The 16,002-nt window shown below is 68.3% G+C and carries 16 protein-coding genes; 6 read left to right on the top strand and 10 right to left on the bottom strand.

Translation table 11 applies throughout. The annotated features are described in order from the left end of the window. Nucleotides 1–30 precede the first annotated feature (30 nt). A complete protein-coding gene (gene serB / locus ACT9TC_RS15500; RefSeq protein WP_458041339.1) occupies nt 31–675 on the top strand; it encodes a phosphoserine phosphatase SerB in 645 nt (214 codons plus the stop codon). Between the two features lie 115 nt (nt 676–790). Here the strand turns inward: serB and ACT9TC_RS15495 are convergent, their stop codons facing one another. Continuing rightward, a complete protein-coding gene (locus tag ACT9TC_RS15495; protein WP_458041338.1) occupies nt 791–2,038 on the bottom strand; it encodes an IS701 family transposase in 1,248 nt (415 codons plus the stop codon). A gap of 101 nt (nt 2,039–2,139) precedes the next feature. Between ACT9TC_RS15495 and ACT9TC_RS15490 the strand changes: the two genes are divergently transcribed. The 4 genes from ACT9TC_RS15490 to ACT9TC_RS15475 all read left to right on the top strand — a co-directional run bounded on the left by ACT9TC_RS15490 (nt 2,140) and on the right by ACT9TC_RS15475 (nt 7,688). Beyond that, nucleotides 2,140–3,582, top strand: a complete 1,443-nt coding sequence (locus ACT9TC_RS15490) for a DUF222 domain-containing protein (RefSeq protein WP_458041337.1) — start codon at nt 2,140–2,142, stop codon at nt 3,580–3,582. A 508-nt stretch (nt 3,583–4,090) separates the two neighbouring features. After that, a complete protein-coding gene (locus ACT9TC_RS15485; protein WP_458041336.1) occupies nt 4,091–4,741 on the top strand; it encodes an SIMPL domain-containing protein in 651 nt (216 codons plus the stop codon). A 114-nt stretch (nt 4,742–4,855) separates the two neighbouring features. Then, nucleotides 4,856–6,211: a M20/M25/M40 family metallo-hydrolase gene (locus ACT9TC_RS15480; protein ID WP_458041335.1), complete on the top strand. Its 1,356-nt coding sequence runs from the start codon at nt 4,856–4,858 to the stop codon at nt 6,209–6,211. 25 nt (nt 6,212–6,236) lie between these two features. Then, nucleotides 6,237–7,688: an MFS transporter gene (locus tag ACT9TC_RS15475; protein ID WP_458041334.1), complete on the top strand. Its 1,452-nt coding sequence runs from the start codon at nt 6,237–6,239 to the stop codon at nt 7,686–7,688. A 129-nt stretch (nt 7,689–7,817) separates the two neighbouring features. Here the strand turns inward: ACT9TC_RS15475 and smpB are convergent, their stop codons facing one another. The 4 genes from smpB to prfB form a co-directional block, all read right to left on the bottom strand. Then, on the bottom strand, nt 7,818–8,294 hold the full coding sequence (gene smpB, locus ACT9TC_RS15470; protein ID WP_036294512.1) for an SsrA-binding protein SmpB: 477 nt from the start codon (nt 8,292–8,294) through the stop codon (nt 7,818–7,820). 142 nt (nt 8,295–8,436) lie between these two features. Beyond that, nucleotides 8,437–9,351 carry a permease-like cell division protein FtsX gene (ftsX, locus tag ACT9TC_RS15465; RefSeq protein WP_458041333.1) on the bottom strand — a complete coding sequence of 305 codons (915 nt, stop codon included), beginning with the start codon at nt 9,349–9,351 and terminating at the stop codon, nt 8,437–8,439. Continuing rightward, entirely contained in the window at nt 9,348–10,604 is a 1,257-nt protein-coding gene (gene ftsE, locus ACT9TC_RS15460; protein ID WP_458041332.1) for a cell division ATP-binding protein FtsE, read from the bottom strand. The genes ftsX and ftsE overlap by 4 nt, the downstream gene beginning before the upstream one ends. An 82-nt stretch (nt 10,605–10,686) precedes the next feature. Continuing rightward, entirely contained in the window at nt 10,687–11,796 is a 1,110-nt protein-coding gene (gene prfB / locus ACT9TC_RS15455; RefSeq protein WP_458041331.1) for a peptide chain release factor 2, read from the bottom strand. Between the two features lie 20 nt (nt 11,797–11,816). On the opposite strand from prfB, the gene ACT9TC_RS15450 reads away from it, so the two are divergent. Continuing rightward, on the top strand, nt 11,817–13,262 hold the full coding sequence (locus tag ACT9TC_RS15450) for an MFS transporter (protein WP_458041330.1): 1,446 nt from the start codon (nt 11,817–11,819) through the stop codon (nt 13,260–13,262). Nucleotides 13,263–13,453: 191 nt separating this feature from the next. On the opposite strand, the gene ACT9TC_RS15445 is transcribed toward ACT9TC_RS15450, so the two are convergent. From ACT9TC_RS15445 to ACT9TC_RS15425, 5 genes are all read right to left on the bottom strand, one after another. After that, nucleotides 13,454–13,897, bottom strand: coding sequence for a pilus assembly protein TadG-related protein (locus ACT9TC_RS15445; RefSeq protein WP_458041329.1), 444 nt, complete (start codon nt 13,895–13,897; stop codon nt 13,454–13,456). Nucleotides 13,898–13,905: 8 nt separating this feature from the next. Then, nucleotides 13,906–14,370, bottom strand: a complete 465-nt coding sequence (locus ACT9TC_RS15440; RefSeq protein ID WP_458041328.1) for a TadE family protein — start codon at nt 14,368–14,370, stop codon at nt 13,906–13,908. Nucleotides 14,371–14,374: 4 nt separating this feature from the next. Next, nucleotides 14,375–14,752, bottom strand: a complete 378-nt coding sequence (locus tag ACT9TC_RS15435; RefSeq protein ID WP_458041327.1) for a TadE/TadG family type IV pilus assembly protein — start codon at nt 14,750–14,752, stop codon at nt 14,375–14,377. Nucleotides 14,753–14,783: 31 nt separating this feature from the next. Continuing rightward, on the bottom strand, nt 14,784–15,686 hold the full coding sequence (locus ACT9TC_RS15430; RefSeq protein WP_458041326.1) for an IS982 family transposase: 903 nt from the start codon (nt 15,684–15,686) through the stop codon (nt 14,784–14,786). A gap of 102 nt (nt 15,687–15,788) precedes the next feature. Beyond that, on the bottom strand, nt 15,789–15,980 hold the full coding sequence (locus tag ACT9TC_RS15425) for a hypothetical protein (RefSeq protein ID WP_458042956.1): 192 nt from the start codon (nt 15,978–15,980) through the stop codon (nt 15,789–15,791). Nucleotides 15,981–16,002: the final 22 nt, after the last annotated feature.

Here is a 16,002-nt window from a genome sequence, read left to right as displayed (position 1 = left end):
GGCGCGGGTGCGCCGCGCTAGCCTCGGGGGGTGAATTCCGACGCCCCCCGCCTGCTCGTCGTCCTGGACGCCGATTCCACGCTGATCCGCAACGAAGTCATCGAGTTACTCGCTGACGAGGCGGGTCGCGGACCCGAGGTCGCCGCCGCGACGGAGGCCGCGATGCGCGGCGAGGTCGACTTCGCCGAGAGTCTGCGTACTCGCGTTGCCGTCCTGGCCGGGGTCCCGGTTTCGGCCTTCGCTCGTGTGATCGCTCGCATCGAACCAACTCCCGGCGTTCGTGAGCTGATCACCGCCGTGCACGAGCGCGGAGGTCTGGTAGGGGTCGTATCCGGAGGCTTCCACGAGATCCTCGACACGGTGGCGCCCGCGCTCGGCGTCGACATGTGGCAGGCGAACCGTCTGGTGCAGGCGAACGGGATGCTGACGGGCACGGTCGACGGCGCCATCGTCGACAGTGAGGCGAAGGCCGACAGATTGCGGGAATGGGCCACGCAATACGGCGTTCCGCGCGCACGCACGATCGCGATCGGTGATGGCGCGAACGACCTGACGATGCTCGCCGTAGCCGGGCTCGGACTGGCGTTCAACGCCAAGCCGGCCGTTCGGGCCGCCGCACCGCTCGTGGTCGGTCGCGTGGACCTTCGCGAGGTCATACCGCTGCTCCCCCGCTAGCCGCGCCCCTCGCTAGTAGTACTTGGTTAGGTGGGTCCGGCGCGTTGGCAGTAGGGGCAGCAGCTGAGGAGGCGGGTGACCGCGGTTTGGAGTTCGCGGAGGATGCCGTAGAAGCTCAGGCTGCCCCTCGGGCTTTTGGGTCGGTGGCCAATCGTTGGAGGGTGATGAACAGGTGCGCGGCGGTGACGAGGGTGACGTGGTGGTGCCATCCCAGCCAGGTGCGGCCTTCGAAGTGGTCCAGGCCGAGGCCGTGTTTGAGTTCGCGGTAGTCGTGCTCGATGCGCCACCGGACCTTCCCGAGCCGGACCAGCTCTGAGGTCGGCGTGTCGGGCGGGAGGGTGGAGAGCCAGTAGTCGGTGGGTTCTGCGGCGTCCTCGGCCCATTCGATGAGGAGCCAGCACTCGGGCAATGATCCGTCCGGCTCACGGGGCAGGTTCCGGTTCGCGGGGCGGACCCGGCGGGCGGCGAATCGGCTGGTCATGGTGCCTTTGGAGCCCTGCCGCCACGACACCTGCTCGAACGCGTCGGCGGGGAGGTCCTCGGCGTATGTCTTCGCTTGCACCGGCGCGGTCTGGTAGCTGGCCGTCGTGAACGGGTGTCCTCGCTTTCCGGTCCGCTCGGGCATCTCGAAACGGGCGGCAGCGTCGTGCACGCTCGTGGAGGACTTCACCTGCACCACATACGGGATGCCCCTGTCGGTGAGTGCGGTGCGGAAGTATCCGATCTCTCCGTAGCCGGCGTCACCGACCATCACGGGCGGCACCAGACCCCAGGTCGCGGCCTCGTCGATCATCTCCAGTGCGAGTTCCCACTTCGGTCGGTGCCGGACGGTATCGGGGATCTGCGCCTTGACCCGGCGGGCAGTGACCAGCTCGGCGTGCTCGTTCGTTTCCGAGCAGGTGTCGTCCCACGCCTCGGGGAGGAAAAGCCGCCACCCCAGCGGACAGGACGCCTGATCAGTGACCGCGTGGATCGAGACGCCGATCTGCACGTTCCCGACCTTCCCCAGCGTCCCCGAATACTGCCTGGCGACCCCGGGTGAAGCCGGGCCGTCCTTGACGAACCCGGTGTCATCGACCACCCACGCCTCCGGCTCAATGACCGCGACCGCCTTGCGGGCGAGCTGCCGGCGGACCGGCTCGACAGGCCACGGCGACGAGGACACGAACTGCTGCAACTGCTGGTAATCGATCCCGAGACGGTCTCCCATCGGCTGCATCGACTTCCGGCGGCCCTCAAGCATCAGCCCCTGCAGATACAGGCCACCCTTCGCCCGCTGATCCTTCCGCTGAAGCGACGCGAATACCTCGCCGACGAACTCGTCCAACCCCGCCCGCACCCGCGCTATCTCATCTGCCCGCACGCCGCGAGGTTAACAGCCATCCCGACCATTAACAAGCACCTAACCAAGTACTACTAGCCGCCTCCCTCGCAATGTCGGAGGTCGTCCATAGAGTATCGAATATGACTTCGAATCAGACCGTGGACGTGGGGGCGCTCGACGACGTCTCCCTCCTCGGTCTGGTCGAGGGAATCGTGGCACTGCGCAAGCAAGCCGCACAGGTGCACGCGGCCGAGGTTCGGTTGCTTGCGAAAGCGGGCGAGCTCGCGGCATCCCGTTCGGCGGTGTTGCGTTCCGATGCGCGGGAGCGTGAGATGCACCTCCGCTCGATCGCAGCAGAACTCGCGCTCGCGGTCCGCGCGTCCGACCGGACGGTTCAACGGCAGATCAACGACGCCGGGGTGCTCGCTGACGGGTTCACCCCGGTGCTCGAGGCGCTCGAAGAGGGGCGGATCTTCGTGGGCCACGCGCGCGTGATCGTCGACGCGGGTACCCCGATCCTGGACGCCGAGGCCCGCCTCGCTTTTGCCGTCGAGGCCGTGGCGCGAGCCGAGAATCTCTCGCCGTCTCGCTTGCGCCCTGCCGTTGAGGCTCTCGCCGAACGCCTCCAACCCCGCACCGTCACCGAACGACACCGAGATGCGCGCGCCGACCGTGCGGTCACCGTCACCGACCGGCCCGACGGGATGGGCGAACTCATCTACACCGGGCCCGCCACCCTCGTCCACGGCATCTACGACCGGTTGACGCAGCAGGCGCGAGCGGTCCGCACAGCGAGCGCCGCAGCCGAGCCGGGTGCGTCATTCGGGCCCGCCGCCGTGGCGGCGGATGGCACGGGTGCTGGTGCTGGTGCTGGTGCTGGTGCTGGTGCTGGTGCTGGTGCTGGTGCGGAAGATGATGGGGGTGACTCTGATTGCGGCCCGGAGTTGACCCCCGACCCGCGCACGATCGACCAACTCCGGGCCGACATCTTCGCCGACATGCTCCTCACCAGCGCACCGCAAGACGACCCCACCACCGACACCGCCACCGACCCGTCACTCGGCTTCGGCGGGCTCGGCGCCATCCGCGCGATCGTGCACGTCACCGTCCCCGCATTGGCACTTGCGGGTCTCAGCGACGAACCGGCCGAACTCGTCGGACGCGCCCCGATCGACATCGATACGGCCCGGTGCCTGGCCGGTCGCGCATCCGGGTGGGACCGGGTACTCAGCGACCCCATCACCGGCGGAATACTCGCCGTCGACCGCTACACCCCGGGCGCCGACCTCAAACGCTTCCTCCGAGCCCGCGACGAACACTGCCGATTCCCCGGATGCCGCCAACCCGTCCACCGCTGCGACATCGACCACGGCCACGACTGGGCACTCGGCGGAACGACATGTGTTCACAATCTTCACCACCTCTGCCGCCGCCACCACTCCCTCAAACACGCCACCCCCTGGCAGGTACGAAACCTCGGCGGCGGGGTCCTCGAATGGACCAGCCCCACCGGCCAGATCTACATCGACGACCCACCCTCCCGCGTCCGCTTCACCCCCACCGGGCCCCCACCACCCTTCTAGAACCACCCCACCCGTGGCACGAGCACGGCCGTCGAGCGAGCACGGCCGTGCCCGTGTCAGGAGCACGGCCGTTGAGCGAGCATGGCCGTTGCGGAGCGCGGCCGTTGCGCGAGCGCGCGCCAAGGCACCGCGGCCGTCGAGCGAGCACGGCCGTGCCCGTGTCAGGAGCACGGCCGTTGAGCGAGCATGGCCGTTGCGGAGCACGGCCGTTGCGCGAGCGCGCGCCAAGGCACCGCGGCCGTCGAGCGAGCACAGCAAGACGAAACGATGAACGCATGCCACCGCACGCAACCCGCACACACGTTTCGACTCGTCACTGCGCCCCTCACTCAACGACCCAGCCAGCCCGCCGAACTGTCAAGAACTGCTGCATCCGCCGCCCAGATGGAGCGTTCTGCGACAGCTCGATCGCGCACCGCAGGCGCACTCGCCACCGGAGGGCGATCTCGTACATCCGCTCACCGCCTCGCACCCCAACCGCTCAGCGCGAGCGCCTAGAGTCACAGGCATGAGCGACGTCATCATCACCGTCCGCGGCGAACACGAAACCCGAATCGCCCCCGAAGAAGGGGTCGTCCACCTCAGCGTCCGCTGCGATGGATCCGAGCGCGGCCCGGTCGTCGAACGCATCGCCGCCATCGCCGCACCGCTGCGCGAAGAGCTCGCCGCACGCCAAGCATCCGGCGAGGTGAGCGAATGGTCGAGCCAGCGCGCGAGCGTCTGGGCCGAACGTCCCTGGAACAACGAGGGCAAGCAACTCCCCCTCGTCCACCACGCGAGTGTCGAGGTCGTCGCCACCTTCACCGACTTCGCCGCCCTGTCCTGGTGGGTGTCGGCCGTCGCCGAACGCGACGGCGTCCAGGTCGGCGGCGTCACCTGGCAACTGACATCCGCAACCCGCCGCACCGTCGAGGCCGAGGTCGCCGCCCACGCGGTCCAGACCGCCGTCTCGCGCGCCAGCGCCTACGCCAACGCCATCGGCCACGCCTCCGTCACCCCGCTCGAGATCGCCGACATCGGCCTGCTCGGACACCCCGAAGCCGACCCCGGCCCGCGCATGATGCGCGCCATGGCCTCGGATGCTTCGCCCACCCTCGACTTCCAGCCCCAGGGCATCACGGTGACCGCCGGCGTCGAGGCCCGGTTCGCCGCACGCTGAGGCCGACCATCCACTCGAGCCGTCACAAAACGCTCGATTCTCTGCTCAGATGCAGCGTTCTTTGACAGGTCGGTACCGCAAATCCGGCCGATGACGGTGGCTAGGGTGAAGATCATGAGTGCAGCTGCAGAGACCGTGACGCCACGGCCCGGCATCGCCGAACGCCTGAGCCGCATGATCCAGCTCGAGACCGTCAGCGCCGAGCTCGACCACCGAGGACCCCAGGCATTCGAAGACTTCGTCGCCCTACTCGCCGAGCTGTACCCCCTGATCCACGAACGCCTCGAACTCGAGCGCATCACCGACTTCGGCCTGCTCTTCCGCTGGCCCGGCGCGCCAACGAGCAACCCGAAGCATCCGGTCGTCCTGATGGCGCACTACGACGTCGTCCCCGTCGACCCGACCGACGCCTGGACCTACCCACCCTTCGCAGGACGCATAGCGGATGGTTCGGTCTACGGCCGCGGCACGCTCGACGACAAGGGGCCCCTGATCGTCACGCTCGAGGCCGTCGAGAACCTCCTGACCACGGGCTTCGCCCCGGCGCGCGACGTCTACATCTCGCTCGGCGGCAACGAAGAGACCTTCGGCAACGCCGCAGAAACGATCGCAAGAACCCTCCGCGACCGTGGCATCATCCCCTGGCTCGTGCTCGACGAGGGCGGCGCGGTCGTCGACGCACCCCTGCCGTTCGTCGCGGGCACGGCGGCGATGGTCGGCGTCGGCGAGAAGGGCATCGCGACCCTCCGCCTGACGGCACGGGGCGACGGGGGCCACGCATCCGCTCCCCCGACTCTCACGGCGGTCGGCCGGGTCGCCCGTGCCGTCGACCGGCTCACGCCCCGCACGTTCCCGGCCCGCACGCCGCGCGCAATCGCCCGGATGCTCGGACTCTTCGCCGACGGCACGCCCCAGCCTGCTCGCACCCTGCTGCGCACCCTCGCCACTGTGCGGCCCCTCACCGCGCAGGTCTTCGCAGCGCTCGGCGGCGAACCCGCGGCGCTCGTCCGCACGACCATCGCCGCGACGATGCAAGAGGGCGGAACCGCCGCGAACGTGCTGCCTTCACAGGCATCCGTCACGCTCAACCTGCGGATCGCTCTCGGCTCGACCGTCGCCGCGACCGTGCGCCGCGTCCGCCGCCGCACCCACGACCCGCTCATCACGGTCGAAGTCGTCGAGGGCAGCGAACCGTCGCCCGAATCTCCGACCGACAACGCGCAGTTCGCCCTCATCACAGAGGCCGTCGCGGCGTCGCACCCCGAGGCTCGGACCGTCCCCTACGTGATGATGGCCGCGACCGACTCGCGACACTTCCACCGCTTCGCGCCCGCTGTGTACCGCTTTGCGCCGCTGGCGATGTCGTCCGCCCAGCGAGCCTCGATCCACGGCGTCGACGAGAGCGTCGAAATCGCCGAACTCGAACGCGGCGAACTGTTCCACCGCACGCTCCTGCAGCGGTTACAGTGATCGCACCCCAACAGAGAGATCGACGATGAACCCTCGTGCCGGAGCCCTGGGCGCCCTCGCCAGCGTGGTCGGATTCCTCGCTTTCGTCGAGTTCACGAGCGGGATTCTGCAGGGGTATTACACCCCGATGCTCACCGACATCGCGCGCAACCTCGACATCCACGACGCCGACGTCAACTGGCTCGAGGGCTCGCAACTGATGCTCTCGGCGTTGGTCGTCCCGGCACTCGCGAAGCTCGGCGACATGGTCGGACACAAGCGGATGCTTCTGGTGTCGACCGCCGTCACGGCCGCCGCATCCCTCGTCCTCCCCTTCACCGATTCGTTCGCGATCTTCCTCGCGGCGTGGGCGCTGCAGGGGTTCTATGTCGTCTGGCTGCCGCTCGAGATCGCGCTGATCTGGTCGCGCTCGCGGTCGATGCCCGGCCGTGCCGTGCTGACCGCGCGGGCCGCGGGGCTGCTGGTCGCGGCCCTCGAGCTGGGCGCGATCAGCGGCGCCCTCATCGGCGGGGCGCTCGTCGATTCGCTACCGCTGACCGTCGTGTTGCTGATCCCGGCCATCGCGGTCGTGATCTGCTTCTTCGTCATCCTCTTCGGGGTCAAAGAATCGCCCGAACCGGTCGGCGGGCGCTTCGACACCGTCGGCCTCGTCCTGATCTCGTTCGCCCTGATCGCGTTCACGGGCGGCCTCAGCTTCTTGCGGCTGAACGGGGTCGGCGATGTGCTCTCGTGGGGACTCGTCGCCCTCGGCATCCTGCTCGTCATCCCGTTCGCGCTGTGGGAGCTTCGCCACGACGATCCCCTGATCGATGTGCGCATGTTCCGCTCCCCCGCGCTCGGCCCGGTTTTTCTCACCGCCGGGCTGTTCGGTGTCAGCGTGCTCGGCGCGCAGGCCCCCCTGTCGACCTTCGCGCGCACCGACCCCGAGGTCTACGGTTACGGGCTCGGCACCGCGGGCTTCACGACCTCGCTCATCATCGGCGTGTACCTGATCGCGATGATCGTCGGCGCTCTGCTGTTCTCACCCATCGCGCGCAAGATCACGCCGCGGCTGACATTGATGGGCGCGTCGACCCTGGTGGGCATCGGATTCCTGATGTTCCTCCCGTTCCACGACACGTACGCGCAGGTGATCACGAACATGGTGATCGTCGGGTTCGGATCGGGGGCGCTGGTCGCCGCACTGCCCGCAGCCGCGGCATCCGCTGCTCCGCCCACGCAGACGGGTGTCGCGACCGGGCTGACCAACTCGGTCAAGACCGTCGGCGGCGCGATCGCGTCGTGCGTCTTCGGGATCGCGCTGATCCAGGGTGCAACGGGCGCGGCGGGCGCCGCCGAGGGCACCGCGGGATCGTTCGCGGGTTACGTCACCGTGTGGGTGGTCTGCGGTGTGACCGCCCTGGCGGCCGCGGTGCTGCTGGCGTTCGTGCCGAAGCAGGCGTTCACGGACCGTGCGGTGGCCGAGGCCGAGGCGTAGCCCGCTTAGCGCGTTTCGACTCGTCGCTTCGCTCCTCGCTCAACGAGCGTCGGCCCGGTCGTTGAGCGAGCGTACCCCGGTCGTTGAGCGAGCGCAGCGAGACGAAACGCACGCTCCGCTCACGACGTATCAGTCGCCGAGGCGGTTCTTCGTGCGCATCGCGCGTTCGGCCTCGCGCTTGTCCTGACGCTCGCGCAGAGTCTGGCGCTTGTCGAACTCGCGCTTACCCTTGGCCACGGCGATCTCGACCTTGGCGCGGCCATCCGAGAAGTACAGCTTCAGCGGCACGAGCGTGTATCCGCCGGCCGACACGGCGTGCGAGAGCTTGACGATCTCGTCGCGGTGCAAGAGCAGCTTGCGAACGCGCTTGGTGGCATGGTTGGTCCAGTGCCCCTGCGAGTACTCGGGGATGTGCACGGCATCGAGCCAGGCTTCGTTGCCATCGATGTAGGCGTAGCCGTCCGAGAGGTTGGCGCGGCCCATCCGCAGCGACTTGACCTCGGTGCCCGTGAGCACCAGCCCCGCCTCGTACGTCTTCTCGATCGAGTACTCATGGCGCGCGCGACGGTTGGTCGCGACGACCTTCTCCCCGCGTTCCTTGACCATGGTGTTCCCCGCTGACGTTACTGAACGGACGTTGCCGTACTGCCCGAGTGGCAGCCGGTCAGTCTATCAGCCGCCCGGTCCCTGAGTTCCCGCAGCCGCCCGGTCCCTGAGCTTGTCGAAGGGACCCGACACCGCCCGAGCGTTACGCGCGCAGCCAGCGACGGATGGCGAATCCCGCCGACAGCGCGGCCAGCACGACGCCGAGCGCGATGATCACCGGGATCACGACCCACAGTTCGCCCGCACCCACCCACGTGGTGATGAACGTCACGCGATCGCGCAGGTATCCGTCAACGCCGAACGTGATGCCCGCCCAGATCGCGACGCTGGCCAGACCCGAGCCGAGCAGAGCTGCCAGCACGCCCTCCAGAATGAAGGGCGTCTGGATGAAGCGGTTGGATGCTCCCACCAGCCGCATGATGCCGAGCTCTCGCCGTCGAGCGTAGGCCGACAGGCGAATCGTCGTCGCGATCAACAGCACCGCCGCGACGAGCATGAGCCCGGCGATGCCGACCGCGATATACGTTGCGACCGTCAGTGCCTGGAACAGAGGCTCGAGATACTGCAACTGATCTTGCACTTGCTCGACGCCCTGCATCCCGCTAAACCGCTCGACGATGACGGCCGACTGTGAGGGATCGACGAGGTTGACATAGAACGCCTGGTTCACCTGATCGGGGGTGATGACATCGGCGTACTCCGGGCCCAACTGCTCGATCGTGGCCTGATATGCCTCGTCACGATTCTCGAAGCGGGTGTCGCGAATGAGGGGCTGCAGAGCAGGCGAGACGAGCGCCTCAGCGACGGCATCGACCTGTTCCTGCGTCGCTTCGCCCTCGGCGCATGTCGCGCCGGTCGAGATCGACGTGCACATGTAGACGGCAACCTGGGCACGCTCGGCCCAGAAGTCCTTCATCGTGCCGATCTGCATCTGCATCAGCATCGCGGCGCCCACGAACGTCAGCGACACGAATGTGACGAGCACGACCGAGATCACCATGGAGGCGTTGCGACGCAGGCCCGAGAACGCCTCGGCCAGGATCAGCTGAACCCTCACGACGTCGACCCCACGGTGTCGTCCTCGTCGCGTTCCCCGAGACCCAGGCGATCGGCGATGCCGACCTCGGGCAGCTCCGGCAGATCGATCACGATCGGTCCGGTGAGCGAGGCGCGCGTGGGCTCCTCTTTCGCGGGCGCGGGGGTTCCGGGGGTCCCTTCGACAGGCTCAGGGACCGTCGCAGTCGCCCGCTCCGCCCCGCTCGCTGAGCCCGCCACGGTCGCTGAACCCGGCACGGTCGCTGAACCCGGCACGGTCGCTGAACCCGGCACGGTCGCTGAGCCCGGGACGGTCGCTGAGCTTGTCGAAGCGACGACCTCGGCCTCGGCGGTTCCCGTGGTCCCTTCGACAGGCTCAGGAACCTTAGCCGTCTCCCCGGCCGCTGAGCCTGTCGAAGCGCCCACCGCCTCGGCGACCACATCGACCGCAGCGCCGGCGACCTCGAGCGGCCCCGTCGCGGGCCCGGCCTCGCCTGCGGCGACCCGCTGCTGCAGCTCGAGCACAGCGGTGAGCGCGGCGATCGACTCGGCACCGCGCGCGGCCTCGGGCGCGAGCCTCGGCAGTTGCGAGGTATCGCCATAGCCACCGTGCGTCTCGTCGCGAACGATCTCGCCCGCCGACAGCTCGATCACACGGCGCTGCATCTGATCGACGAAGCCAGCCTCGTGCGTGGCCATCACGACCGTGGTGCCGCCGGCGTTGATCCGTGCGAGCAGCTGCATGATGCCGATGGATGTCGCGGGGTCGAGGTTTCCGGTCGGCTCATCCGCGAGCAGCACCTGCGGGCGGTTGACGATCGCACGGGCGATCGCGACGCGCTGCTGCTCACCGCCCGAGAGCTCGTGCGGGAAACGCTTTTCTTTGCCCGCCAGGCCGACGAGCTGGAGAGCTTCGGGGACGGCCTGCTGGATGAATCCGCGCGATGAACCCGTCACTTGGAGCGTGAACGCGACGTTCTGGAACACCGTCTTGGACGTCAGTAGCCGGAAGTCCTGGAACACAGCCCCCACGTGGCGGCGGAAGTAGGGAACTTTGCGGTTCGACAGGGTCGCGATGTCGCGTCCGAGGACGACGACGCGGCCGGCGGACGGCACATCCTCACGCAGCACGAGCCGCAGGCACGTGGACTTACCTGACCCGGATGCGCCGACGAGAAAGACGAACTCGCCGCGCTTCACCTCGAAATCGACGCCGGCGAGGCCGGGTTTCTGAGAACCGCGGTAAGTCTTGGTGACGCTTTCGAACCTGATCATGGCGATCCGAGCCTAAGCGCGGTCGCGCGCTGGCCCCCGAGCGACACCCCCTCGCGTCAGATGGCCTGCAGGATGCGTCGGATTAGTCGTCGACCGGACGCTTACGCCAGCGGATGCCTGCCGCGATCAGTCCGTCGAGGTCACCATCGAAGACGGCCGCGGGGTTGCCGACCTCGTAGCCGGTACGCAGGTCCTTGACGAGCTGCTGACCGTAGAGGAAGTACGAGCGCATCTGGTCGCCCCAGCTCGCGGTGATGACACCGGCGAGCTCCTTCTTCTTCGCCGCTTCTTCCTCGCGCTGCAGCAGCATCAGGCGCGTCTGCAGCACGCGCATGGCGGCGGCGCGGTTCTGGATCTGCGACTTCTCGTTCTGCATCGACACGACGAGCCCGGTCGGAAGGTGCGTGATGCGCACGGCCGAGTCGGTCGTGTTGACGGACTGACCACCGGGACCCGACGAACGGAAGACGTCGACGCGGATGTCTCCTTCCGGGACGTCGACCTCGACGGCCTCTTCCATGACGGGGATGACCTCGACGGCGGCGAAGGACGTCTGGCGTTTATCCGCCGAACCGAACGGGCTGATGCGGGCGAGACGGTGTGTGCCGGCCTCGACCGACATGGTGCCGTAGGCGTAGGGGGCGTCGATCTCGAACGTCGCGGACTTGATGCCCGCACCCTCCGCATAGGAGGTGTCCATGACCTTGACGGGGTACTTGTGGCGCTCGGCCCAGCGCAGGTACATGCGCATGAGCATCTCGGCGAAGTCGGTCGCGTCGTCGCCGCCCGCGCCGGAGCGAATCGTGACGACCGCGCCCCGCTGGTCGTACTCGCCGTCGAGGAGCGTCTGCACCTCGAGCTGGCCGATCGTCTCGGTCAGCTCGGCGAGTTCCTTGCGGGCTTCTTCGGCCGACTCTTCGTCGTCCATCTCGAGCGCGAGCCCGACGAGAACCTCGAGGTCGTCCAGGCGGCTCTCGACGGAGTCGATCCGCGCAAGCTCGGACTGGCGGTGACTCAGTGCGCTCGTGACCTTCTGCGCGGCATCCGGGTCGTCCCAGAGATCGGGTGCACCGGCGGCATCGCTCAGCCGCTCGATTTCTTTGCGGAGTGCGTCGACGTCCACCACCGCCTGGATGTCGGCGAAGGTGGCACGGAGCGCCTGGATTTCGGCGGAGAGATCGAAGTCGAGCATGACAGTCCAGACTAACGTGGATGCACGTGACCCATCGCCCGCCCCTGCCTTCCCCGGGCGACGGCTCTCGGCGGGAGACCGCGGCGGTGCTCGGACGTTTCGCCCCGATGATCTACGGACCGACCGTCCTCTTCGCCGTCGGCGAGGGCGCCGTCCTGCCCCTTTTGCCCGTCCTGGCCTCCCGTCTCGGCGCCGACATCGCGGTCGCCGGGCTCGTGGCATCCGCTCTCGTCGTCGGTCAGCTGGTCGGAAACCTGCCCGCCGGATGGGCCGTCGCCCGCATCGGCGAGCGCCTGTCGATGGCGATCGCGCTCGGCATCGCGCTGCTGGGCGTCGCCGGGGCACTGATCGCTCCGAACATCGGTGTACTCATGGCATCCGTTCTGCTGATCGGGCTCTGCGCCGCGGTCTTCGGGCTCGCCCGCCACTCGTTCATGACCACGCGCGTCCCGATCTTCTACCGCGCCCGCGCCCTGTCGCTACTCGGCGGCACCTTTCGGCTGGGCATGTTCGTCGGTCCCTTCATCGCCGCCGCGCTGCTGGCGATCTTCGGCACCGAAGACGCGGCGCTCTGGTTCTTCGGCATCTGCCTCGTCGCCACCGCCCTTCTCGTTCTGCTGGGGCCCGACCCCGAGACGCGGATCGCCGCAGAGGAGTCACGCAGCACGGGGACGGATGCCTCGGCACCGCGCCCGACGGATGCCCGAGCCGCCGCAGGTGCCGAATTCGGCGCATCCGATCCCGAAGCCGTCGACCCAGAGGCCGCTAACCCGGCGGCCGTTAACCCGGAGGCGGTCAACCCAGAGGCGGTAGACCGCGAGGACACGGGCGAGGCCGTCACGGGGTCGATCCCTACGTCCGAGCGCATCGGTGTGCTCCGCACGATGTGGCGGAACCGGGGCGTTCTCGCTCGGCTCGGCCTGGCCGCCGCTTCCCTGTCGTCCGTTCGCTCGGCACGCCAGCTCGTCATGCCGCTTTGGGGACTGTCGATCGGACTCGACGCGTCCACCATCGCGCTGGTCGTCGGCATCTCGGGGGCGATCGACTTCGCCCTGTTCTACGTGAGCGGCCAGATCATGGATCGCTTCGGGCGGCTCTGGGCCGTTCTGCCGTCGATGGTGCTGATGGGCGGCGGATTCCTCGCCCTGTCGGTCACGCACGACCTCGCCGATGCGTCCATGTGGTTCGCGGCATTCGCGATGGTCCTTGCCGTGGGCAACGGCCTGTCGAGCGGCATCCTGCTGACGCTCGGCGCGGATGTCGCGCCCAAGTCGAACCCCGCGCCGTTCCTCGGGTCGTGGCGCACCCTCACCGACGCGGGCGGCGCGGCGACGCCTCTGCTGGTGTCGGGCGTGACCGCCGTGTGGTCGATCGGCGGTGCGGTGGCCCTGATCGGCGTGGTCGGGCTCGTGGGGGCTGTCGCGTTCTCGCGCTACGTCCCGCGGTTCGTGCCGCGCGTGCGCTGAACCGAAACTGAGCCGGAAGCCGAGCCGGAGCCCAAGGCCGAGCCGGAGTCGAGCCCGAGGCCGAACCCAAGCCCGAGCGGCGCGCGTAAATCCGAAGGGAATTTCGGCACCGATGCTCCCTCGCCGGGGCGAAATAAGTCCGCTTCCGGACCAGATTCCTTTCAGGTTTACGTGACAGGACTACCCGCGGGTCAGTCGACGGCGGTGCGGCTGGTCGCGGTGGCGTCCAGCGGGACCCCGGAGGGGACGAAGACCGAGAACAGAATCGGATGCCAGGTGGCTGCCACGGTCACCCGTGCGGAGACTCCGTCCGGCGACGTCGCCGACACGAGCGAGACCCCCGAACCGGCGATGTCGACCAGCGCGCTCGCCTGCGACCGAACGCCCTCGTCGGTCAGGACCGCGCGCGGTTCGCCTCCCTGAAACACGAGCGCGAATCCGTCCGCACCGGCCAGCGCCGCGGCATCAGCCACGGAGTCGACGCGCTTCTGCGCCAGGTACAGGCTCGCGGCGTTCGCGCCCACGACGATCACCGCGATCGCGAGCACGGCGTAGCCGAGTGTGAGCAGCAGGACGGAGCCCTCGTCATCCGGGTCCACGCCCAACCGGTGTCGGATCGTTCCGCGTCCGCGCATTCGGCGTTTCATTCGGCACCCCAGAACCGCGAGATCTTGTGAACCGCCGTGGCCGTTACCGGCACGCTGGCGATGTGGTCGAGGCCGAGCACGGGCGGCACGAGCGGCAGCGGCACTTGGGCCGCAACCGACACGATCATCGTTGCCCCGGCGCGCGGACAAGCCCCGCCCGCGGGAACACAGGCGAAGCCGACGTCGATGCTGCCCGCTGCGATGCCGTACTCCGAAGCGGTGGTCTGCAGAATCGCAGCCGCACGGGCATCGGCGCTCGGCGCATCCGGCGCCATCGCGATCGCTCGGGCCAGGTGTCTCGCCCCCGATTCGACGCCCAGCGCGTGCGACTGGATCAGCCCGAGCGAGGCGATCAGATACACCAGGGGCACGAGAAGAAGGAGCCCGACGACGATGAACTCGAGCGGGGCCGAGCCGCGCTCATCGCCCCGCAGGTTCCCGGACATCACGCGGCGCACCACCCGGCTAGTCGAGGGTTTCGGCGGGTGCATACGCGGTCACCTCCAGCGCCCACGGCACGCCGATCAGGCCGATCAGCGGAAGCGTGGCGCGCACCGTGACCTCGACTGCCGGGTATCCGAGATGCTCCGTGTCGCGTGCCGACACATCCTCGGCGAATGCCTCGCCCACCGCGCGCGCGATGACGTCGCGCGTTCGCGCCTCGCCCTCGGTGAGCGTCGTGTCGGCGAGGGCAGCGCGGTGCGCTCCTTCGACCGCGGCGTCGTGCACAACATTCCGCACATACACGGCGACGCCGAACTGGACGATGGCAAGGGTCAGCACGGTCAGCACCACGCCGACGAGCACGAACTCGACGGGCGCCGAGCCGCGCGAATCGAGCACGAGGCCGCCTAGATGAGTGAGTCCGTTTGGTTCAGTGGTCGTAGGCGATGAGGGAGCGTTTGGCGGGGGCGTTGGTGAGCCAGTTGTGCCAGATGCCGGCGGCGAGGGCGAGGAGTCTTGCGGCGACGCGGGAGTAGACGCCTGCGGGGGTTCTGCCGCCGTGGTCTTCGAGGGTGAGTTGGCCTTTGAGGGTGTCGAACACGGACTCGACCCATTGTCGGATGCTGCCGAGTTTCCCGAACCTGGGGGTCTCGTCTTTGCGGTCGGGGCGGATCAGGTGCGCGCCGAGGTCGTTGGTGACGAAGTCCTCGAACTGCTTCCCAGCGAAGCCTTTGTCGCCAACGATCACCTGTCCAGGCTGGATGAGGTGTCGGTCGTGGTCGAGCATCGCTTGGGTGGCTTCGCGTTCACCGATCTTCGGGCTCGCGAGTCCCCAGATCACGGGCATTCCGTCGGGAGTGCAGATCAGATAGAGCCGGAAGCCCCAGAAGTATCGGGAGTGGGATGCGCAGTATCCGTAGTCGGCGTGCCCGGCGAGGTCTGAGCGTTTCACGGTCTCCCGCGATTTCCCGCACGGTAGCGGGGTCGAGTCCACCAGCCGGGTGATCTCACCCCAGGACGGGGTGTCACGGGCCAGCTCGGTGATCACCGCAGAGAGAAGCCCGGTGGATTGGCGGACGCGTTTGCCCCACCCGGACTGGCCGGGCAGGTTCGGGAACATGCCCTTCAGGTGAGCGTGCGCGTATCGGATCCATTTCCGATCCGACGCGATCCCGAGCAGGTGTTGCGCGACCAGCAGGCAGAGCAATTCCGCGTCGTTGAGGGCGGGTTTGCGGCCCGGGTGGTGATCGCGGGTGAAGCCGATCGCGGGCAGGATCCGGTCATCGAGGTGGACGTAGAGTGTGATCAGGAGGGTGTTGAGTTCAGTTTTCACACACCGGGGTTAACACCCTCCGCCTGCGATTAACAGCATCCACGCCGACCCAGCCAAACGGACTCACTCATCTAGGCGGCACCGACGCAGGGCCATGAGAGGTCAGAGACCCGAAACGCGCGCGATCGCCTGCTGGAAGAGCTGCCCGAGAGCCGGCCCGGCGAGGGCCCAGATCAGCACAACGAGCCCGGCAGTCATGAGTGTGATCAAGACCCAGCCCGGTACATCGCCGCGCTCATCCCGAACAAGCCCGGCGAGGCTCCGGCGGGCCGAGAGTGCTCGCCTACCGATCATTGAGGTGACTGTTGCGTACATG

Source organism: Microbacterium sp. HM-570, from assembly GCF_054165885.1.
Note: the sequence above shows the minus strand (reverse complement) of the source record. Positions and strands in the feature narration are given on the sequence as shown.